This is a genomic window from Vibrio sp. V39_P1S14PM300 (genome assembly GCF_009904765.1).
GTDB classification, from domain to species: Bacteria; Pseudomonadota; Gammaproteobacteria; order Enterobacterales; family Vibrionaceae; genus Vibrio; species Vibrio proteolyticus.
This window is the reverse complement of sequence record NZ_WXWP01000402.1, coordinates 1-20,495: the sequence shown is the minus strand read 5'-3', so window position 1 is coordinate 20,495 and position 20,495 is coordinate 1. Positions and strand designations below refer to the sequence as shown.

At 51.5% G+C, this 20,495-nt stretch carries 19 protein-coding genes and 1 pseudogene; 8 read left to right on the top strand and 12 right to left on the bottom strand.

Translation table 11 applies throughout. The features are described 5' to 3' along the window. Positions 1–16: 16 nt before the first annotated feature. From treR to gmhB, 3 genes are read right to left on the bottom strand one after another with little or no spacing between them, the layout of a single operon-like run. Positions 17–961, bottom strand: a complete 945-nt coding sequence (gene treR, locus CAG65_RS21025) for a trehalose operon repressor TreR (RefSeq protein WP_161454886.1) — start codon at positions 959–961, stop codon at positions 17–19. A gap of 50 nt (positions 962–1,011) precedes the next feature. Continuing rightward, on the bottom strand, positions 1,012–1,362 hold the full coding sequence (locus CAG65_RS21020; RefSeq protein WP_161454885.1) for an MliC family protein: 351 nt from the start codon (positions 1,360–1,362) through the stop codon (positions 1,012–1,014). Between the two features lie 44 nt (positions 1,363–1,406). Further along, positions 1,407–1,958, bottom strand: a complete 552-nt coding sequence (gene gmhB, locus CAG65_RS21015; protein ID WP_021706683.1) for a D-glycero-beta-D-manno-heptose 1,7-bisphosphate 7-phosphatase — start codon at positions 1,956–1,958, stop codon at positions 1,407–1,409. A 214-nt stretch (positions 1,959–2,172) separates the two neighbouring features. On the opposite strand from gmhB, the gene metN reads away from it, so the two are divergent. The 3 genes and pseudogenes from metN (at position 2,173) to CAG65_RS21000 (ending at position 4,722) form a co-directional block, all read left to right on the top strand. After that, entirely contained in the window at positions 2,173–3,207 is a 1,035-nt protein-coding gene (gene metN, locus CAG65_RS21010) for a methionine ABC transporter ATP-binding protein MetN (RefSeq protein ID WP_021706682.1), read from the top strand. Further along, entirely contained in the window at positions 3,197–3,874 is a 678-nt protein-coding gene (locus CAG65_RS21005; RefSeq protein ID WP_021706681.1) for a methionine ABC transporter permease, read from the top strand. Before metN ends, CAG65_RS21005 begins: the two co-directional genes overlap by 11 nt. Before the next feature lie 37 nt (positions 3,875–3,911). Beyond that, positions 3,912–4,722 (top strand): annotated as a pseudogene (locus CAG65_RS21000) (MetQ/NlpA family lipoprotein). Positions 4,723–4,788: 66 nt separating this feature from the next. On the opposite strand, the gene CAG65_RS20995 reads toward CAG65_RS21000, so the two are convergent. Together CAG65_RS20995 and syd are read right to left on the bottom strand one after the other, a co-directional pair. Continuing rightward, entirely contained in the window at positions 4,789–5,565 is a 777-nt protein-coding gene (locus CAG65_RS20995; protein WP_161454884.1) for a Zn-ribbon-containing protein, read from the bottom strand. A gap of 3 nt (positions 5,566–5,568) precedes the next feature. Further along, the gene (gene syd, locus CAG65_RS20990; RefSeq protein WP_021706678.1) at positions 5,569–6,114 is read right to left on the bottom strand and encodes a SecY-interacting protein; all 546 of its coding nucleotides are present in this window, start codon (positions 6,112–6,114) and stop codon (positions 5,569–5,571) included. A 110-nt stretch (positions 6,115–6,224) separates the two neighbouring features. Between syd and queF the strand changes: the two genes are divergently transcribed. From queF to xni, 5 genes are all read left to right on the top strand, one after another. Next, positions 6,225–7,070 carry an NADPH-dependent 7-cyano-7-deazaguanine reductase QueF gene (queF, locus tag CAG65_RS20985; RefSeq protein WP_161454883.1) on the top strand — a complete coding sequence of 282 codons (846 nt, stop codon included), beginning with the start codon at positions 6,225–6,227 and terminating at the stop codon, positions 7,068–7,070. Between the two features lie 12 nt (positions 7,071–7,082). After that, the gene (locus CAG65_RS20980; protein WP_161454882.1) at positions 7,083–9,353 is read left to right on the top strand and encodes a tetratricopeptide repeat protein; all 2,271 of its coding nucleotides are present in this window, start codon (positions 7,083–7,085) and stop codon (positions 9,351–9,353) included. A 112-nt stretch (positions 9,354–9,465) separates the two neighbouring features. Next, a complete protein-coding gene (locus CAG65_RS20975; RefSeq protein WP_021706675.1) occupies positions 9,466–11,031 on the top strand; it encodes a GGDEF domain-containing protein in 1,566 nt (521 codons plus the stop codon). A gap of 211 nt (positions 11,032–11,242) precedes the next feature. Then, positions 11,243–12,604, top strand: a complete 1,362-nt coding sequence (gene ppnN / locus CAG65_RS20970) for a nucleotide 5'-monophosphate nucleosidase PpnN (RefSeq protein ID WP_021706674.1) — start codon at positions 11,243–11,245, stop codon at positions 12,602–12,604. Between the two features lie 82 nt (positions 12,605–12,686). Then, positions 12,687–13,472 (top strand): flap endonuclease Xni, encoded by a 786-nt coding sequence (gene xni / locus CAG65_RS20965; protein ID WP_161454881.1) that lies wholly within the window; start codon positions 12,687–12,689, stop codon positions 13,470–13,472. Positions 13,473–13,534: 62 nt separating this feature from the next. On the opposite strand, the gene rlmM is transcribed toward xni, so the two are convergent. From rlmM to pomA, 7 genes are all read right to left on the bottom strand, one after another. Then, positions 13,535–14,626, bottom strand: coding sequence for a 23S rRNA (cytidine(2498)-2'-O)-methyltransferase RlmM (gene rlmM, locus CAG65_RS20960; protein WP_021706672.1), 1,092 nt, complete (start codon positions 14,624–14,626; stop codon positions 13,535–13,537). Next, complete coding sequence (locus CAG65_RS20955) at positions 14,623–15,021, bottom strand: DUF423 domain-containing protein (RefSeq protein ID WP_021706671.1); 399 nt, start codon at positions 15,019–15,021, stop codon at positions 14,623–14,625. Before CAG65_RS20955 ends, rlmM begins: the two co-directional genes overlap by 4 nt. After that, positions 15,011–15,637, bottom strand: a complete 627-nt coding sequence (locus CAG65_RS20950; protein ID WP_161454880.1) for an alpha/beta fold hydrolase — start codon at positions 15,635–15,637, stop codon at positions 15,011–15,013. The genes CAG65_RS20955 and CAG65_RS20950 overlap by 11 nt, the downstream gene beginning before the upstream one ends. Next, positions 15,630–16,538 (bottom strand): transcriptional regulator GcvA, encoded by a 909-nt coding sequence (locus tag CAG65_RS20945; RefSeq protein ID WP_021706669.1) that lies wholly within the window; start codon positions 16,536–16,538, stop codon positions 15,630–15,632. The genes CAG65_RS20950 and CAG65_RS20945 overlap by 8 nt, the downstream gene beginning before the upstream one ends. 413 nt (positions 16,539–16,951) lie before the next feature. Next, positions 16,952–18,400, bottom strand: a complete 1,449-nt coding sequence (gene thiI / locus CAG65_RS20940; protein ID WP_040903017.1) for a tRNA uracil 4-sulfurtransferase ThiI — start codon at positions 18,398–18,400, stop codon at positions 16,952–16,954. Positions 18,401–18,661: 261 nt separating this feature from the next. After that, positions 18,662–19,603: a flagellar motor protein MotB gene (locus CAG65_RS20935; RefSeq protein WP_021706667.1), complete on the bottom strand. Its 942-nt coding sequence runs from the start codon at positions 19,601–19,603 to the stop codon at positions 18,662–18,664. A 12-nt stretch (positions 19,604–19,615) separates the two neighbouring features. Continuing rightward, positions 19,616–20,380, bottom strand: a complete 765-nt coding sequence (pomA, locus tag CAG65_RS20930; RefSeq protein WP_021706666.1) for a flagellar motor protein PomA — start codon at positions 20,378–20,380, stop codon at positions 19,616–19,618. Positions 20,381–20,495 lie beyond the last annotated feature (115 nt).

Here is a 20,495-nt window from a genome sequence, read left to right as displayed (position 1 = left end):
GCTTAGCAGACAGTCATTACAGGAGTGGCGATTGGGTAATGTGAGCCAACTCGGATTGACCATTGATGTGGGAGATCAACAGCTTAGCAGCTTTTTCACCAGCCTGAGCATACCCAGGATCTATGCTGTACACGTTAGGAAACAGAAACGCCAGCAGTGGGCTGCCCCCCACCCCGGTGACCATCACGTCTTCACGTTCAAGCTCTTGCAGACGTTTAATCACCCCCAATGCCAGCGTATCACTGGCGCAGACGATGGCTTGGGTTTTAGCGTTGAGCACGTGATCCACCAGCTGATAGGCACTGTGGTGATCCAGCTGACCAGTTTGATATGCAGGCGTCATATCGTGGGCCTGACTCCACTCCAGATACGCACTGAGTCTCTGCTGACCGGTGGTCAGATCGCTGGCTTCCACCCCAATAAAGGCAATGTGTTGCAACCCTTTGGCTCGGAGGTGTTCCAGTGCCGCCACAATCACTCCGTGATTGTCATAGTTGATTGACGAGACCAGTTCGGTATTCATCGCAATCACCACGGCTTTTTCCTGCCATAGGCTCAACGGGGCGGTGTCCATATCCGCAAAGCCGAACACGATCACGCCATCGACATTGCGCTTTTTCAGCACACTGAGGTGCTCATTGGTTTTGTGGCGATCGAACTGACTTTCCATGATGACAGCGTCATAGCCTTCCGCATACAGTGCTTGCAGCATGCTACCGACGGCTTTATTTTCTGACGGTGACTCTAGGCGGGAAATGATCACCCCGACCACTTTCTGGCTGCCACCACGCATCGACTGCGCCGATTTCGATGGCACGTACCCGTGCGCCGCAATCACCTGCTCCACTTTCTGCCGGGTTTCCGGCTTGACTTTAGGGTCATTGGTCAGCACACGCGACACCGTGGATTTACCGACGCCGGCCAGTTGGGCAATATCGAGAATGGTCAGCTTTTTACTCATAAGGCAGAAACTAAATCAGGAGAGAAGCGGGCCGGACGGCCCGCCGGGCATTATTGCTGTTGTGGGAAGTCTTCGGTCACACAGTTGCGGAAAAAAGTGTCACCAACTTGCAGGCGGGCACCGTCACCTTTGGCATGCAGATCCACATCCATGCCTTCACCCTGCTCATTGGCTAGGATGTACCGGATGCCTGAGCCAGCGGGGACTTGCGTCAAGGCATAATCCTGGCCGTCAACCCGCACCGTTGCTTTGTCTTGTTGCGAATAGTCCGCGTCAAAAGCCATCTTTGCATCACAGCTGTAATGCAGGAAGTTTTCACCAGCCTGAGACGACGTATTGCCCGATTGAGCACATCCAAACAGCACAACGCTGGCCGCTGCAGCAATCAGAGTTTTGTTCATATTATTGTTCTCCAGAAATATAAGGGTCTTACCGAAACCTTAGACTATTTTGTCAGATAACCCGGAACGTCACGGATACTGTCCAGAACGACATCAGCCAACGCTTCTCCCTGCTCAGTTACAGGTTTTCCGGTGCGCACTAACACTTTGGTGCCCACGCCCGCTGCGTCCGCCGCCATCAGGTCTTCGGCTTTGTCGCCTACCATAACGGAGTTCGCCATATCGATATTGAGAAAATCACGCGCCGAGATAAACATCCCCGGCTTAGGCTTGCGGCAGTCGCAATCTTCTTTGTATTTACCCTGTCCGTGTTCCGGATGGTGTGGGCAGTAGTAAATGCCGTCGAACTCCACACCGTTGTCAGCAAAGTTCCAATCCATCCACTGGGTCAGTGACAAAAAGCGCTCTTCGCTGAATTTACCGCGGGCGATACCGGACTGGTTGGTCACCAGCACCAGCTGATACCCCATCTGCTGAAGCGCCCTGGCGGCTTCAAACACGCCCTCAATGAACTCAAAATCATGTTCATCATGAACGTAACCGTGATCAACGTTAATCACACCATCACGATCCAAAAAGACTGCAGGTTTCGCCACAATGTATTTCTCTTTCAACTTTCAATAGTTATCAATTATTGCACGCTTTATTTCTTTCATCATCCTCTAATTATTCGGGCTATAAAGGCGGATAACCATTTAGACGTCTAGACGTAAAAATATCTATTGACTTAAATCAACGAAACCCATAGCATCGACTGGTCATTGAGATTCAAGTCAAAATAATATGCTGCGATAACGCACAGGTTGGAACATGATTGAGATTAACCAAGTCAACAAAGTCTTCTATCAGGGCAGTAAGGAAATTCTGGCTCTGAAAGACATCAATCTCCACATTGCCCAGGGGACCATTTTCGGTGTCATCGGTTCATCAGGGGCCGGCAAAAGTACCTTGATCCGCTGTGTAAACATGCTCGAAGAGCCAACATCGGGCTCTGTGGTCGTGGATGGGGTGGATCTGACCCAACTGTCCAAATCGCAACTGAGTGAAGCCCGACGTAACATCGGCATGATTTTCCAGCACTTTAACCTGCTGTCATCGCGCAGCGTATTCGATAATGTCGCGCTGCCGCTTGAGCTGGCGGGAGCGGACAACACGCACATTGAGCGTAAAGTCAGTGAATTACTGAAATTGGTCGGCCTGGCCGATAAACGCGACAGCTACCCATCCAACCTCAGTGGCGGTCAAAAACAGCGTGTCGCGATCGCCCGGGCTCTGGCGAGCGACCCTAAGGTTCTGCTGTGTGACGAAGCTACCAGCGCACTGGATCCGGCCACCACCCAGTCTATTCTGGAACTGCTCAAAGAAATTAACCGCAAGCTCAATATCACCATTTTGCTGATCACCCACGAGATGGACGTCGTGAAGAGCATCTGTCACGAGGTAGCGATCATCGGGGATGGCGAACTGGTTGAAAAAGGCACCGTGGGGGAAATTTTTGCCCATCCGAAAACCGAGCTGGCGCATGAATTCATCCGTTCAACACTGGATCTGTCGATCCCGGACGATTATCAGGCACGCCTGCAATCTCAACGTGTTGAAGGCAGCTACCCTCTGGTACGACTGGAGTTCACCGGCGCCACTGTTGATGCGCCGCTCATGTCGCAGATATCACGTAAGTTTAATATTGACGTCAGTATCCTAAGCTCTGATCTGGATTACGCTGGTGGTGTAAAATTCGGCATGATGGTGGCGGAACTGTTTGGTAACGAAAGCGACGACAACGCCGCGATCGACTATCTGCGTGAACACAATGTAAAAGTTGAGGTACTGGGTTATGTCCTTTAAAACACTCTCTGACTGGCTGAGCCTCAATGGCGATTTGTTACTGGGTGCAACCTGGGAAACCCTGTACATGGTGGCAGTTGCCGGCATCGTCGGTTTTGCGGTTGGCATTCCGCTTGGCGTGATTTTGCACACCAGCAAAAAAGGCGGCCTGCTGGAAAACCCAACCCTGAATAAAGTATTGGGTGCGATCGTTAACGTCGGCCGTTCGGTACCTTTTTTGGTCCTGATGGTCGCGATCATTCCGGTCACCAAACTGCTGGTCGGCACCTTTATCGGCACCACCGCCGCGATCGTTCCACTGACCATCGGCGCCATTCCTTTTGTGGCCCGCCTGATTGAAGGCGCGCTGCTGGAAGTGCCGACCGGCTTGGTAGAGGCCGCGCAATCCATGGGGGCGACGCCACTGCAGATCATCAACAAAGTGCTGCTGCCAGAGGCGCTGCCAACCATCGTCAATTCTGTCACCATCACATTAGTCACTCTGGTCAGCTATTCTGCTATGGCAGGTACCGTGGGTGGCGGCGGTCTCGGCGATGTCGCAATTCGCTACGGTTTCCACCGTTACGATGTGGTGATCATGGCGGTCACTGTCGTGATGCTGATCGTTCTGGTTCAGATTATTCAGTCAATTGGTGACCATATCGTGCGCCGCGTTGATCACAGATAAATTCAAAAAGATTCGATTTATAACAAGGAGATAGTCAATGAAATTTAATCTTAAAGGTGTACTTGCCATCGCAGCTGCTGCCTCTGCTCTGATTCTTTTCTGGCTGTGGTGACAAACAGGCCGACACCAGTAAAATCAAAGTCGGTGTCATGGCTGGTGCGGAAGCTCAGGTCGCGGAAGTGGCGGCGAAAGTGGCAAAAGAAAAATACGGCCTGGACGTAGAACTGGTGACATTTACCGATTACGTCACGCCTAATGCCGCACTGGATGACGGTTCCGTTGACGTCAATGCGTTCCAACACAAACCGTATCTGGATCAGCAAATCACCGATCGTGGTTACAAGCTGGCAATCGCTGGCAACACCTTTGTTTACCCTATCGCGGGCTACTCGAAGCAAGTGAAATCTGTCGACGATATCCAGGACGGTGCGCGCATCGCTGTACCGAACGATCCTACTAACCTGGGTCGCTCACTGCTGCTACTCGAGCAACAAGGCCTGATCAAACTTCGTGAAGGTGCGGGGCTGCTGGCCACGGTTCGTGACATCGTAGAAAATCCGAAGAACATTCAGATTGTCGAACTGGACGCGGCGCAGCTACCACGCTCTCTGGACGATGTGGCCCTGTCGATCATCAACACCACCTACGCCAGCTCAATCAATCTGACACCACAAAAAGACGGTGTGTTTGTTGAAGACAAAGAGTCGCCTTACGTCAACCTGATTGTCGCGCGTGAAGACAACGTCAACGCAGAAAACGTGAAACAGTTCGTTCAATCTTACCAGACTGACGACGTGTACAGCGCAGCGTCTGAAATCTTCCAGGGCGGTGTGGTGAAAGGCTGGTAAGCCAGATTCACCCAGAAAAACCAGAGCCCGCATAATGCGGGCTCTTTGCTTTTCGACCGGCCAAGCTTATTTAACATGGTCCCACGACAGGTTAGATACAATCCGGCACTCATCGCACTTAAAATGGAAAATGTCGTGGAGTGGCTCTTCCAACAACCAGTCACCACCACATTTCGGACACCGACGCGCCTGCTCTTGCGCCAGACTGCTGCCTCCCACCCGGTACTGGTAGTAGTAAGTCGGAATGTGAGTCAGGTATTCAATCCGCCCACGTAAGTCCCAACCACGACGGAACAAAACGCTGTCGACATCGCAAATTTCGTGCAATGCGGCGTGTTCAGCCCGGCACGCGCCAGCCATCTGCAGTTCGTCACACGCCTGCCACTCGGTCTGCCATTTAATCACTGCTTTGTGGTCACCGTTCAGCGTCGGCGTATTACGGTACAGCGGAATTGGCAACAGGCTGTCACCACTTCTCAGTGGTGAACAGGTATGCACATACGTGGTGTACAGCAACTGCCAACTGGGCGTTGTGGCCTCGGCGGATTCCTCTGAATTCAGATCGCGCCCGAGTAAACGCACTTTCGGCGCTAACAAACAAGCTTCAGACAAACGCTCAAGACACACCCGAACAAAATCAGAGTGGTGTTTAGGGTGCAGGCTGTCTTGCTCCGGGCACACTGCCCGCACGTAAAACTCGCCATCGCCGATGACCATTGGAAATTCACGTCCCAATACCTGGCCGTTGTAACGCAAGGCATCCATCAAACCATTAACGGCTTTGTCGACCGCTGATACGGTGGTGTTGTCGAAACACTCAAACTGTAACTCTACAACAAACATCAATTACACCGCTGGCTCTAGCTGAATCAGAAACTCGCTCAGGCTCTCGGCCAACACATCACGTTTATCGGTGCCCAAACGTTCCAGAACCACGTTGCCACTGAGGTTACAGATCGAGATAACATCCAGCTCAGCATCGGTCGCCGCAATGAAGACCGTTGGCTTCAGCTTGAGGCGGCGCTGCGTGACCAAATGGCCCAGAATATTTTCCTGCAAGCGAGTGAAGTCCTCATCACTCCACACCTGAAGGAGCGTCAGTTCATTACTGTGCCACAATGCATCCATATCAGCACTGTACTGAGAACCGTAAAACGCTTTGATATCGTCATGCAGTGTCAGCTCAATTGCCTGCTCCACATTGGAGAAGTCCGCGGCCACTTCACGGCGACACGGTTGCCATAGCACGCCGTTCTCGTGCTTCCCGGCCACGCACGGTGACACTAGATCGGCCAGCGCTTCACTAACCGGTAACTGAGCATACGCTTGTTGATAAGCGTCGAGATACCTCTGACTAAATGAAAACAGTGCTTGAGCGGCTTTCTCTGTCATGAACAACTCCCTATTTTGCATTGTGGGGGCTGAGGACAGGCATACTTAATGACAGTCACAGCCGGATTGCGTAAAATTCTCTATTATTCTAATCGAATTCATCTGAAAGTATGAGCAAATATTCCAACGCCAAAGAGCTGGCTGGACTGACACTGGGTCAGAAAACCGAGTACGCCAGTCAATACGATCCGTCATTGCTGCAGCCAGTACCGCGTAGCCTTAACCGCAACGATCTAAACCTGGAAGCCCCCTTGCCGTTCCAGGGGTGCGACATCTGGACCTTGTATGAATTGTCATGGCTGAATGACAAAGGCCTGCCTCAGGTTGCCGTCGGTGAAGTCGCCTTACCTGCCACCAGCCCTAATCTGATTGAATCTAAATCATTCAAGCTCTACCTGAACAGTTACAACCAGACTCATTTTCCCGACTGGCAACAGGTTCAAGCTCGTCTGGCACAGGATCTGTCTGCCTGCGCAGGGGAAGCCGTCAGCGTCACCCTACATCCGGTCACAGCGTTTACGAATCAACCGCTCGTGACGATGGGTGGCGAATGTATTGATGAACAAGACATCACGATCTCGGGTTACGACTTTGATGAAACGCTGCTTAAAGACGCTGCGACGGGTGAGCAGGTGTCAGAAACCCTGCACAGCCACCTGCTGAAATCCAACTGTTTGATTACCAATCAGCCGGACTGGGGCAGTGTCGAAATTCGCTACCAAGGCAAGCAAATCGACCGTGAGGCGCTGCTGCGTTATATTGTATCTTTCCGGGAGCACAATGAGTTTCATGAGCAGTGTGTCGAACGTATTTTTACCGACATCATGAATTTCTGCCAGCCGGACTCGCTCACGGTGTACGCCCGCTATACCCGTCGCGGTGGACTGGACATCAACCCATTCCGCTCAACGGAACAGGCCACACCGGCCCACAACCATCGAATGGCTCGTCAATAAGGAACTGAGGTAATGGGAATTCTGCGCTGGACGCGTCTATTGTGCATCGTATTGATGATGTTTTCTGGTTGGGCAACCGCGTCAACGATTTACTCATCACCGATGCTCAATGAAGCCAATAACCTGGTCGATATTGTGCCGAAGCAGGCCAAAAACCTCGCAACCAATTACCTCACTCAGCGCCGCCTGGCGGACAAAGCAGAAAAAACGCCGTCCTCGATTTCCCGGGACGAAACCGACAGCCGTATCCGCACACCGGGTGCCTCGATTGACGCACTCAACATTCTGGCCAAGGCCGAATTTAACCTCGGCGATCAGCCGGCGGCGTTGCAAGCCCTGACTCAGGCAGAAGAGCTGTCCCGCGTCTACCGCCTGCCCTACCTCAGCCTGGAAGTGCAAATTCTCAAAACACAATTGCTGTGGCAAATCGATCACAATGCCAATGATGCTAGCACCCGCCTGCAGGCAGTAGAAAAGAGCTATAAGAACATCAAAAATCCGGAGCATCTCGCCCGAGGGATCAACTACAAACTGCAAATGCTGCGGGCACAAATTGCTTCAGAAGACGGTGAAATTGATGCCGCCAATCAAATTTATCAGTCACTGAAAAGCTACATCGACCAGAGTAAGTCTTCGAGCCGGATCATCAATTACCACATTGCCGTCGGCGAACACTGGTTACGACATAAATACTACAACCGCGCGCTGTCTGAGCTGTTACTGAGCTACTGGCGTGCCATCGAAGACAACTCCAGTATCCAACTGGCGTATGTGAACCGTCTGCTGGCTCAGCTGTTTTATGAGCGCCGCGTGCTGGACAAAGCGCTTGACCACCTCTCCCAGGCCGCCGATTTTTACGACAGCTACGAAGATTCCCCGGTCTTGGCAGATGTGCTTAAAACCATGGGCGATATTTACTACCAGCAAGGCAAATACAATCTGGCTCTGGTGCATTATTTCAACGTCATGGATCACGAAAAAAACAACCGCAATATTGCCAAGCTGATTGAGATCCGCATCGCCCTCGCAGGTACTTATCTGCAGTTGTACAACTACACGCTGACCGAACAGTACCTCAATCAGGCTGAAAAGCTGCTCGAATATCAGAATATTCCGGCACTGAAAGCCCGGGCACTGCTGCTTAATGCCGGCCTGGCCTATCATCAGGCCACCGAGCATCAAGTGGTTCGTGACGCCGACAAAGCACTGAAGATCGCGCTGGGCATTCACAATATCGATCTGGAAAAGAACGCATACCGGATGCTTTACCTTGGGTATGAGCAGATTCGCCAATACGACAAAGCACTGGAAAATCTCAAGCACTTTATGGCGCTCAATAATGTTCAACAGGAGAAACTCAATCTGATCAGCGAAGACGCGTTCCGTCAACAGAAAGAGTTTGTTGAACAGACCCTGCACCTGGTGGGGCAACAAGAAGAGCTGGAGCAGGTCCGCACTGAGTACCATAAGTTCCAGAAAATCGCCTTTACCCTGTTTGTCGCCTGTACCATTCTGTTCCTGTTTGTGCTGCGCCGGGGCTATGTGATGCAGCGCCAGAAAGAAGAGATCGATACACTCAATGAGGATCTGTTCACCCACTCCCGTTCGGGTCTGCGCAACCTGCGCATGCTGAGTGCGAACCTGCCGGCATCCCTGCAGGCCAGCAGCCATACCTTTGAACGCTGGCGGATTGGTGAGCTGATCCACGAACCGCTTAACGACCGGCTGAAATTTGTCATGATTGACGTGCCGTTCCTGCGCAACATGTACCTGCAACACGGCTACAGTGAAGGCCTCAAGCTTGAGCAGTCATTCGGTGAGTTTCTGCGTAGTAAAATTGACGATCCAGCCAGGGTGTACCACTTCTCTGACGCCAATCTGCTCTACATAGAAGCGGCCTCCGACGAAGACCAGTCACCGGAAACGCTGTTCAACAAAGTGCAACAGTGGGTAAAAGAGTTCAAACCCGACCTCAACATCAACCGCATCGTACGAGTTGGCATGGCCGACTATCCGTTCCTGCCGCGCGCCTACACCGCCATCAATGATAAAGAGTTGCTGGACATCCTGTTGATGTCGACCAGTGCAGCTCGCACATTGAGCATGAAAGAACATTCCAGTCAGTGGGTCTACCTCAAAGCGATAGAGAACGCGCCAGCCGCCAGCCTCGCGACCGGAAATATCCGTAAAGCCTGCAAACATTCGATCAGTCAGGGGCTGATCAAAGTCCATTCGTCCTACCAGAATGAGGACAGCATCAAAAAACTGTTAAAAGATGAATAAAAGCTCGACTAACGCGCATTTAACTCAGTGACTACCACTTTTTATTTGATATTATCAATAAATTAGTAAATAAGATCGACATTGATCTTTTGTCGTAAAGTTTGAGTGTTACATGGGTGTTCTCGAACAAGATATTCAGTCACAGCTGTATGAGCTGAAAAATCAGCTTGAACAAGTCCGTTTGACACAACGCGATACTTCGTTCAAATTCAAACGAGAACAAAACGTTCTGAAGCGTATGTTGTGTTCGCTCAGCCTCGCCTGTTGCTGCGAAGATGAACGACTGCAACAGGCGCTGAGTGAATTACGTCAGTCTTTGGAACAACAACAGGATATCAGCGCGCTGATCCCCCGTTTGGCGGTGCTCGAGCGTATGCTGACAAAGCAAACGTTGGCGATGGACAAACAGACTTCTCAACTCGATTCCCAAATTCACCACAGTGGCGAAACGTTGCTGCGGATCACAGGTTTGCCCGCAAAGGTCAAACGTGACCTGCGCGATTTACTCAGCTACTCCGGCGGTGTAGAGAACTCCAAAGCAGAACAGGCCATGAAGCTGCTGGCCTTGTATGAACGCTCGGTCAAAATCATGGCAACCAATCCAGATGCCGTGATCGGAGAGCTGGACAACAGCGCCGACAAAGAATTGCTCAACCGCTTATCCGAAGAGTTGCAGAATGTCATCACTGAACTTGATTTTGAAGGTGAATCGGGCGAACTGCTCAACGATATTCGCTCTAAACTGCTGCTTGGGGTTGGCTCTCATACCCTGCTGGAATTAACCCTGCAAACCCTCAAGCTGGTGATTGAAGGCACCAAATTTGAGCGTAAAACCTCTGAGCAATTTCTCGAACAGGTCAACACCTCTCTGGCAACAACGCTCAAAAGCTCCAGCCAGAACGTTGAACAGAGCAAAAGCTACCTTGCGCAGCGTCAGGAGATGAACGAGGAGTTGAATGGTCTGGCTGGTCAAAGTGCCCAAATGCTTGATAAAGCCACCAGTCTGGATACCTTGCGTAGCCATCTCGCCCCCGTGCTGAGCCAGATTGGCGCACTGACGGAACGCCTGAACCATGCCGAGCAACGGGAGCAGGCGCTGATCGAACGCATGGCCTACAGTAAACATCAGCTTGAGGCCCTATTTGACCTGACCCAGGATTATCGCCGCCGCATGGAAGACCAGGCCCAGCGTATGCTGCTGGATCCATTGACGAAAACATACAATCGCACCGCGTTCGGTGATCGGCTTGAATTGGAGTATCGCCGCTGGATCCGCAACCAGCATCCGCTCCGCGTCGCGCTGCTCGATATTGATGAGTTTAAATCAATCAACAACAGCTTCGGTTACAGCGCCGGCGACAAAGCGCTGAAAATCATCGCCCGTACTATTCAAAAGGAGATCGGCGATACCGACACGGTGGCGCGTTTCTCCGGCGAAGAGTTCATTATTCTGCTACCGGAGCGCCACCACAACGACAGCTACCAGTTGCTGCAGAATATCCAGAAACAGATCAAGCAGTTACCATTTAAATTCCGCGCTCAGAACATCACCATCACGCTGTCGATCATCTGCACAGAGTTCAAAGAGCCCGACACACCGGAAGAGGTGCTGGAACGCCTCAACCTTGGCCTGCAACACGCCAAAGCCACTGGACCCAATCAACTTATATGGAAATGACGGTACAAAACATCGCCAATCGGACACATTCCGTGCAGTAAATCACACCTCGCTCTGGTCTAACTTAGACGTCTCTGGCTGTTCTTAGAGAATTGATATAGTGTTTTCAAATAGTTAACACTATTTTCCTGTGCTAAGCTAACCAGTACTCCCTGAGTTTTGCTAACACGTATAACTATGGGGATCGCTCCCTCAAACTAAGGAGGTATGTATGATCACTCATATCAGCCCGGCCGGCAGCATGGACCTGCTTTCTCAACTTGAAGTTGAGCGTCTTAAGAATACGGCTTCCAGTGAACTGTACCAGTTATATCGAAACTGTACCCTTGCGGTACTGAACTCCGGTAGCCATACAGATAACTCCAAAGAGCTGCTCGATAAATACAAGTCATTTGACGTCAGTGTGCTGCGCCGTGAACGCGGCATCAAACTTGAACTCAATAACCCGCCAGAACACGCGTTTGTCGACGGTGAAATCATCAAAGGGATCCAAGAGCACCTGTTCTCCGTGCTGCGTGACATCGTGTACGTCAACATGCACCTGGCAGACAACCAGCGCCTTAATCTGACCAATGCCACGCACATTACCAACCTGGTGTTTGGTATTTTGCGTAACGCCGGTACGCTGATCCCGGGCATTGAGCCCAATCTGGTGGTGTGCTGGGGTGGTCACTCGATCAATCCCGTCGAATATCAGTACACCCGTGAAGTTGGCAACGAACTCGGCCTGCGTGAACTGAACATCTGCACTGGCTGTGGCCCGGGCGCGATGGAAGGCCCGATGAAAGGAGCCGCAATCGGTCACGCCAAGCAGCGCTACAAAGAGCAGCGTTACCTCGGGCTGACCGAGCCGTCGATCATTGCGGCAGAACCACCAAACCCGATCGTCAATGAACTGGTGATCATGCCGGACATTGAAAAACGCCTCGAAGCGTTTGTGCGCATGGCACACGGCATCGTGATCTTCCCGGGAGGCCCAGGTACAGCGGAAGAACTGTTGTACATTCTCGGCATCATGATGCACCCGGAAAACCGCGAACAGCCAATGCCTATCGTTCTGACTGGCCCGAAAGAAAGCGAAGCGTATTTCCGCTCGATCGATAAATTCATTGCCGATACGCTGGGAGAAGACGCCCAGCGACATTACCAGATCGTTGTCGACGATCCGGCCAAAGTGGCGCGTATCATGAAACAGGCAATGCCGAAGGTCCGTGAGCACCGCAAAACCAATGGTGACGCCTACAGTTTCAACTGGTCGTTGAAAATAGAGCCAGAGTTCCAGCTGCCGTTTGAACCGACCCACGAAAGCATGGCGGGGCTGGATCTGCACATGAATCAACGTCCGGAAAACCTTGCTGCCGCACTACGTCAGGCATTCTCTGGCATCGTAGCGGGTAACGTGAAAGCGGAAGGAATTCACGAAATCGAGCGCCATGGTCCGTTCATCATTGACGGCGATGCCGATCTGATGCGTAAGATGGACCGACTGCTGCGCGATTTTGTCGAACAGGATCGAATGAAACTGCCGGGCGGCAGCGCTTACGTGCCGTGCTATCGTATTGCCACCAGCTAAGTGTCGTTTCTGGTAATCCGGTTATGAATCATTACAATAAGGGCGTAACGCCCTTATTTTTTATTCAAACCTCAGGAATTCTATGTCTATCCATCTTGTGATCATCGACGCTCTCAACCTCATTCGCCGGGTTCACTCAGCGCAACCGGATCCCAATGACATCGCAAGAACCATAGAAACCACCAGCCGGACACTGCATCGCATCATCGGCGAAGCCCAACCGACCCATATTATCGCGGTATTCGACCATCACCTTCAGGATCGAGGCTGGCGCGCACAAATACTGCCGGACTACAAAGCCAACCGCAAACCGATGCCAGAGCCGTTGCTGCATGGGCTGGACGCGATTCAACAAGCCTGGTGGGAACTGGGAATCGATTCTTTGCTGTCTGACGGGGATGAGGCCGATGATCTGGTAGCAACGTTGGCGGTCAAAGTAGCCAGCCACGGAGAAACCGTCACCATCATTTCCACCGACAAAGGCTACTGCCAGTTGCTGTCTCCTACTCTGCAAATCCGTGACTACTTCCAGCACCGCTGGCTGGATGAACCCTTTATCGCCAAAGAATTTGGGGTAAAACCGGCGCAATTGGCCGACTACTGGGGATTAACCGGGATCAGCTCCAGTCAGGTTCCGGGAATTGCGGGCATCGGCCCGAAAGCAGCCAAAGACATCCTGACCCAATTCAGTGACATTGAAACCGCATACGCCTCTGATGAGCTGGCGCCTAAATATCGCAAAAAATTCGATCAACACATTGAGATGGCAAGAAAGTGTCGTCAGGTGGCGGCGCTCAAAACGGACATTGAGCTGGGGTTCAATCTGCAGGATATCCGCTACACACCACCAGTCTCAACCAAAGCGTAAACCGCCTTCATCGATAAAAAAAACGCAAACCGAAAGTTTGCGTTTTTTGACCGTACACTTTTTTAATGCGGTGAGATGTTGGACAGACACTGAAGGTGAATGGTGATCTCTTCCCGGTCGTGATACAGGTGCTTGGCCTGCATACGGAACTTCACGCCATTCTCAATTAAGAACTGTTTGAGGTTTTCAATGTCTTCCGAGACTTCCTCATAGCGACCTTTCATTGGCAGCTTAAGATTAAAGATCGCCTCTTTGGCCCAGCCACTGATGATCCACTCTCCCATCAACTGCGCCACGCGAGAAGGTTTTTCCACCATATCGCACACCAACCAGGTGACGTTTTTACGCGCTGGTTCAAATTTGAAGCCATCTTCCTGATGGTGCTTCACCTGACCGGTTTCCATCAGGCTGTCGGCCATCATGCCGTTGTCGACGGCGTGGACGAACATTGAGCGCTTGACCAACTGATACGTCCAGCCACCCGGGCACGCTCCCAGATCAACCGCCCACATTCCCGGAGCCAAACGCTCTTCCCACTCTGCTCGGGGAATGAATACGTGAAACGCTTCTTCCAGTTTCAGAGTCGAACGGCTTGGCGCATCGGCTGGAAATTTCAGACGCGGAATCCCCATAAAGAACGGAGAATTATTGTCAGTGACCGAATAGCCAACATAGCAGTGACCCGGAGCCACAAAACAGATGTGCAGCACCGGCTTTTTCGGATTCTCTTTGTTCAACAGAATCCCTTTACCGCGCAGCGCCTGACGCATAGGCACCGTAAATTTACGACAAAACTTGAGTAGCTCTTTGGCTTCGTTGGTGTCCGGCGTTTCAATTCTCAATTCACCACAGCGTGGTAAACCATCGATGTCAGCCAGGGTGTCGAGGATAGGCGAAATGCGATCCTCACTCGGCAGCGCTTCAAATTGTGCCGCCACGGCAAACATCTGGCGGGCAAAAATCAGCGTTTTGAAGTCAATCAACTTCGCCAGTTTATCGGCATCCCCGTCCTGATAGCATTCAAACAGCACATAACCGGAATGAGGCTGTACACGCGGAAAACCGAACACTTCCAGCCGCGTCGCTTTATCCTGGATTTCACCGGCGCACTCTTTTTCAAAGCCTGCGCGGCAATAAAGCATCAGATGTTTCACTTGTTGTCCTCTTTGATCTGTAGTGCTGCGTAAACGAACAGCCCCCAGCCTAGCATAAACGTCACGCCACCCAGAGGGGTCACCGGACCAAACCACTTAATGCCAGTCAGGGCCAGTGCATAGAGACTGCCGCTGAAACAAAAGATGCCGATGATAAAGCAAATCGCCGCCGCAAAAAAATATTTTTGTGCTTTGTCGCTCAGTGACAGCATCAGCAGCAGCGCACAAACGAGCACCGCTACGGCATGAAGAAACTGATACTGAACACCGGTCTCAAATACACCAACCAGATAAGGAGACAAGACGGTCTTCAGTCCATGCGCTGCCAGAGCGCCTAAGCCAACGGCAATGCCGGCCAAGACACCGCCTACCGTGAGTAACCACTTACTGCGCATCATACACCTCCAAAATAAACTGACTCAGCGCCGCCACTGCTGCTGCAATATTGCCACTTTCTGTAAAACCGGAGCGCTTGCGTGGTGTAAAGCTGTGATCGCCATCTGGCAGAAAAGTGACACGCACAGAATCAGACAAACTGAATTCGCTCAGTTCCTCCCGCAGACCAAAGGTATCGCGCTCGCCTTGCAAAATCAGACACGGTTTGCTGAGTGAGGCCAGGTGCTCTCCTTTGTATTTTTCCGGCTTGCCCGGAGGATGAAAAGGGTAGCCCAGACAAGCGACTCCCGCCACCAGCGCTTCCTCAGCCAACAGGCTGGCCATTCGCCCTCCCATTGACTTACCACCAATCACTACGGGCTGTCCCTGTGCCTGCTCGCTGATGACCTGACGAAACGCATCCAGAAGCTTAGGCGCACGATCCGGCGGACGCTTTTTGCCATCTTCGGCCCGCTTTACCATGTATGGGAAATTAAAGCGGATCACCCGAATCCCCTGCTCAGCCAACCCCTCTGCCACCTGCTCCATAAAAGCATGATCCATATCTGCCCCCGCGCCATGAGCAAAAATAAACCGCGGCTGCTGCGGCAAGCCGTTAATGCGTGTGTCAGTCATCCAGCAATTCCTCTTGTTCGCTCTGTGCTTTGGCGAGCATCCAGTCACGGAAGGTGGCAATGCGTCCCATGTCCGCCTGTTTCTCATGACAGACCACATAAAACGCATTTTTGGTCACCAGTACTTCATCAAACGGCGCGATCAAACGACCGGCTTCCAGCTCCGGCTGAGCCAGCACGTTGTTGCCCAGCGCCACGCCCTGACCGTGAGCCGCCGCTTGAAGCACCATAGTCGAGTGGCTGAAAATCGGACCGTGATTCACATTCACGCTGTCGAGCCCGTTCTGTTTGGCAAACTGTTTCCAGTCTTTACGTGACGTATCATGCAGTAAGGTATGCTTGCTGAGATCACTTAGTGATTCTAATGGTTTACTTCCGAGCAACAGGGATGGCGAACACAGTGGGATCAGGTATTCCTGATACAATTTATCGGCACGCAACCCCGGCCAGTTGCCCCGGCCATAGTAAATCGCCACGTCGACGTCGTCCGTCAATGAGCCTTCATCCATGTCTACCGCTTTGATCCGCACGTCTATGTCCGGCTCCTGTTGATTAAAATCAGCCAGACGCGGCACCAGCCACTGAATCGCAAAACTTGGCGGCAAGCTGATGGTCAGAGCCCCCTTCTCACTGCGTTCCAGTACTTTATCTGTGGCTTCTGCCAGTGAAGTGAAAATATCTTTGATGTCGAGAAAATAGCTCTGTCCCTCTTCCGTCAACAGCAACGAACGGTTGCGACGACGAAACAACTTTAGGCCAAGGAATTCTTCTAACGCTTTGATTTGATGACTAACGGCAGCCTGAGTTACGAATAACTCCTCCGCAGCACGAGTAAAACTGAGGTGACGAGCAGCCGCTTCGAACACTTTCAGCGAGTTGAGAGGTGGCAATCTTCTGGACATGGGTAAACTCTATAGTTTGGATTAGTTTTTTTAATCTGAAACATTATAATTTGTCCATTGTCTCCCGGCCAGAGAAATTCTATATTTCACCCCGCAACGCTAGCCTGAACGGCTTGATTCTCTTTGGAATCAATTGGCTTAGTTGTTGCGATGTTGTGTTTGCAAACTCGTTTTTCGAGTTAGGTAGGTTTCTACCATTGTTTTGTCTCACTTATCCCAGAGGCAAAACATATACTTCCTGTATTTATTTTTTGACCTGTCTGTCAAATTTTTTAGCACCGCCTAATGGCGGTGTTTTTTTATCCCTCGAATTTGCATCTTGGCAGCAGACAATCGGAGCGGGATAAGTGTGACACAAAAAAAGCGCAAACCGAATCAACGATTTGCGCTTTTTAATCATTTAATGATGCAGATTAAGGGCGGTACACTTTCACATTACTAAACCCTTGCTCTTGCAGGTACAACGCCTGAAGACGACTCATCACGCCGCGATCACAGTACAGCAGATAAGTTTTGGACTGATCCAAATCACCAAACTGAGTGCCCAGCTTGTAAAACGGTAGGTGTTTCACTTCAACGCCACTGATTTCCAGTGGGTTTTCGTCTTCTTCATCCGGGCTACGGATATCCAGCACGATGGCATGCTCTTCGACCGCCTGAACCTGCTCGACTTCCGGTGCCGCCTGCTCTGATTCTTTGGCGATATCGCGAATGTCCATCTGACGGGCATCACGCACAACCTGCTCCAGAATACTGAAGTCAAATTTCTCTTCTTCCGCTTCCAGTTTCGCTTTCACCGCTTTCACCGTCGGTTTCTTCGAAATCACCCCACAATACTCAGGCATCGTCTTAGCAAAATCTTCAGTGCCGATATTACGGGCCAGATTAATGATGTCTTCTTTGTCCCAGTTGATCAGCGGACGCAGGATCAGAGAATCCGTCACCCCATCAATATGGCGCAAGTTGGTCAGCGTCTGACTCGAGACCTGTCCCAGCGCTTCACCGGTAACCAGAGCCTGGATACCGAACTTCTCCGCAATCATGCCGGCCGCCCGCATAAACATCCGTTTGAGGATAACCCCCATCTGGCCGTCATCCACTTTTTCCAGAATTTCAGCAACAACGGGTTCAAAATCGACCGAGATGAAACGCACTTTGGCCGATGAGCCGTACTTGTTCCACAAGTAATGAGACACCTGCTTCACGCCAATCTCGTGCGCCGGTCCGCCAAGGTTGAAGAAACAGTAGTGTACTTTAGAGCCACGCTTGATGTGCAGGTAACTGGATACACCAGAGTCGAAACCGCCCGAAATCAGGCTCAGCACATCTTCCTGAGTCCCCAACGGGAAACCACCCAAGCCTTTGTACCGTGCCAGTACCTGGTTCAGCTTGTCGCCAGCGACTTCCACTTTTACCGTCACATCCGGATTGTGCAGTTTCACACTGGCACTTTCTACTGCCTGGTTGAGGCCACCGCCAACATAGCGCTCAAGCTCGATGGAGGTGAAGTCGTGCTTACCACGACGCTTCGCCCGCACCACGAACGTCTTACCTTCGATCAGTGGACGACTCAGCGCCAACACCTGCTCATAGATGTCATGCAAATCGGTAAAATCGGATTGCTGCACTTCCAGAACATGGTGGATGCCCGGCGTGTGCGTCAGGATCTCCAGCACTTCCGCATGGTACTGAGAGCTCTCGGAGGTCACTTCAATGTGGTCACGACGGTTGAATACCGCAACCGACTCAGTGCGCGCCTTAACGATGTTGCGAATGTTGCATTCTAGAATCTTTGTGAAGCGCTTACGCACCGATTCGCTTTTAACAAAAATCTCTGGATGGGGCTTTACAATAAATTTCATAATTCTGTTCGCAGCTTTAGTTCGCAATCATCAACGACGCACCAACTGTACCTGTAAGCCTAGTACAGCTTTGTGCAACTTTATAAAGGCGCGAGATTATATACCCACCGTCCAGAAGATGCGAGCGCCGACCGGAATTATCTGTCAGGCCGACATCAATCCACGGCTAAGCTGTACTCCGCTCAACCAGCCAATATCAGGCGTTCTCAGACACAAAAAAGACGAGCGTGGCGCTCGTCTTTTTGCGGTGTTGACCTTGCGTTATTTGATCGTGGGGATCTCATCACTAAACATAGGCTCACCCTGCATGATGCTGATTTCCACCCGCCGGTTTCTCGCACGCTGCGCCTCGGTATCGTTCGGCCCGAGCGGCTGAGTGTCCGCCATTCCGCGTACACGTAAACGCTGATGCGGGAAGCCGTGCACTTTTTCCATCTCCTGAGCAACCGACACCGCACGCTGTGACGACAGATCCCAGTTAGAGCGATACAACTCCGAATCAATCGGCTGATTATCGGTGTGACCAGAGATACGCACGATACCCGGGACGTCTTTAACCAATTCCGCCACCTGACGGATCAGAGGCCGAAATTTTGGCTGAAGGAACGCAGACCCTTCCGGAAACGCGCCTTTTTCCCGAATACGAATCACCAACTGCTGGCCGAGGTTTTCCACTTCAACCGCGCCCTGATCGATTTCTCGCTCGAGCGCTTTCTTGATGCTTTCTTCCAACGTTTCCAGTTCTTCGGCCATGGCTTCAGACTGCTGCTGTTCCATTTCCGACTCAGCGTTCTGGTTGTCTTTGGTCGATGACTCAGGCGATTTCCCCCCCGTCAGTTTTCCTTTATCGCGCTGAGTACCACCAGCACGATCCGACTCCCCTTCATGGAAATCCAGGGTTTGCTGAGTGATATCAATCGTCTGCTGCATGATGACATCAATGGGTGTCGGTTCAGGACGCCCCGGACGGAACTCCTGAGCAATGATGCTGGTGCCTTTTGGGATGTCTTTGACCTCAAGGCGGTTTTGTACCCCGAAGGCAAACTTCATGGAACCGGCAATCTGTTTGAACTTGAGTACATCCATTTCAGAAAACGACAGCAACAGTACAAAGAAACACATCAACAGAGCCATCAGGTCGGCAAACGTCCCCATCCACGGCGGCAAGCCGGGAGGCGGACATTTACATTTTTGCTCTTCCATAGACAGATCCTGTTACTCGTTGTCGATATCGAGATTGCGTTTGCCTTCGTTGAGGTAATTTTTCAGATAACTGTCTATTACCCGTGGATTCTGGCCATCCTGAATCGCCAGTACGCCATCCATGATCAGGCGACGGTTAAGTTTCTCCTGTTCACGACGCAGCGACAGTTTGTCGGCAATCGGGAAGAAAATCATGTTCGCCAGAATCGCACCGTACAACGTTGTCAACAAGGCCACCGCCATCGCCGGACCGATCGCTTTCGGGTCATCCATGTTCGACAACATCGCCACCAGACCGATCAGCGTACCAATCATTCCCATCGCCGGTGCTACATCACCAAACGCTTTAAACACACCGGAGCCCTGTTCATGACGTTCGTCAGTCAAGGCGATGTCTTTTTGCAATGCGGCCCGGACCACATCAGCATCGTGGCCGTCCACCAGCAAATCGATCCCTTTTTGCATGAAGCTGTTACTGATCTCCATCTCTTCGAGCGCCAGAAATCCCCCTTTACGCGCTGCGTCTGCCATTTCAACAACTTTGGCAATCAGCTCTTCCGGTTGGTCCGCTTTGAACGCAAATGCTTTACCAGCAATTTTGGCCGCAGAAAAAAACTGTCCCAGCGTGAATTTCATCAATACTACAAATGTGGAACCACCCACCACGATCAGGATCGAAGTAATATCGACGAACATCATGATACTGCCGCCCAGCACCATGGCCATGACCACGAACGCCAAGCCACCCAGCAGTCCAATCAGCGTAGCTAAATCCACAAAGCACTCCTCATGCAGTATATCCTGCCAGTCAGAAACAGCCGGCAGATAACCGGGCTGGCAGGTGAAATTCCGAGATTACTCATTTTATCGGCAATAAGATGAGATCTTTAAC

Bases quoted from the DNA above. Each gene is read 5' to 3' on its own strand.
- thiI (WP_040903017.1), bottom strand. From the start codon at position 18,400: ATGAAATTTATTGTAAAGCCCCATCCAGAGATTTTTGTTAAAAGCGAA.
- treR (WP_161454886.1), bottom strand. From the start codon at position 961: ATGAGTAAAAAGCTGACCATTCTCGATATTGCCCAACTGGCCGGCGTC.
- CAG65_RS20945 (WP_021706669.1), bottom strand. From the start codon at position 16,538: ATGTCCAGAAGATTGCCACCTCTCAACTCGCTGAAAGTGTTCGAAGCG.
- CAG65_RS21005 (WP_021706681.1), top strand. From the start codon at position 3,197: ATGTCCTTTAAAACACTCTCTGACTGGCTGAGCCTCAATGGCGATTTG.
- CAG65_RS20975 (WP_021706675.1), top strand. From the start codon at position 9,466: ATGGGTGTTCTCGAACAAGATATTCAGTCACAGCTGTATGAGCTGAAA.
- CAG65_RS20980 (WP_161454882.1), top strand. From the start codon at position 7,083: ATGGGAATTCTGCGCTGGACGCGTCTATTGTGCATCGTATTGATGATG.
- CAG65_RS20935 (WP_021706667.1), bottom strand. From the start codon at position 19,603: ATGGAAGAGCAAAAATGTAAATGTCCGCCTCCCGGCTTGCCGCCGTGG.
- syd (WP_021706678.1), bottom strand. From the start codon at position 6,114: ATGACAGAGAAAGCCGCTCAAGCACTGTTTTCATTTAGTCAGAGGTAT.
- CAG65_RS20955 (WP_021706671.1), bottom strand. From the start codon at position 15,021: ATGCGCAGTAAGTGGTTACTCACGGTAGGCGGTGTCTTGGCCGGCATT.
- ppnN (WP_021706674.1), top strand. From the start codon at position 11,243: ATGATCACTCATATCAGCCCGGCCGGCAGCATGGACCTGCTTTCTCAA.
- metN (WP_021706682.1), top strand. From the start codon at position 2,173: ATGATTGAGATTAACCAAGTCAACAAAGTCTTCTATCAGGGCAGTAAG.
- queF (WP_161454883.1), top strand. From the start codon at position 6,225: ATGAGCAAATATTCCAACGCCAAAGAGCTGGCTGGACTGACACTGGGT.
- CAG65_RS20995 (WP_161454884.1), bottom strand. From the start codon at position 5,565: ATGTTTGTTGTAGAGTTACAGTTTGAGTGTTTCGACAACACCACCGTA.
- xni (WP_161454881.1), top strand. From the start codon at position 12,687: ATGTCTATCCATCTTGTGATCATCGACGCTCTCAACCTCATTCGCCGG.
- CAG65_RS20950 (WP_161454880.1), bottom strand. From the start codon at position 15,637: ATGACTGACACACGCATTAACGGCTTGCCGCAGCAGCCGCGGTTTATT.
- CAG65_RS21020 (WP_161454885.1), bottom strand. From the start codon at position 1,362: ATGAACAAAACTCTGATTGCTGCAGCGGCCAGCGTTGTGCTGTTTGGA.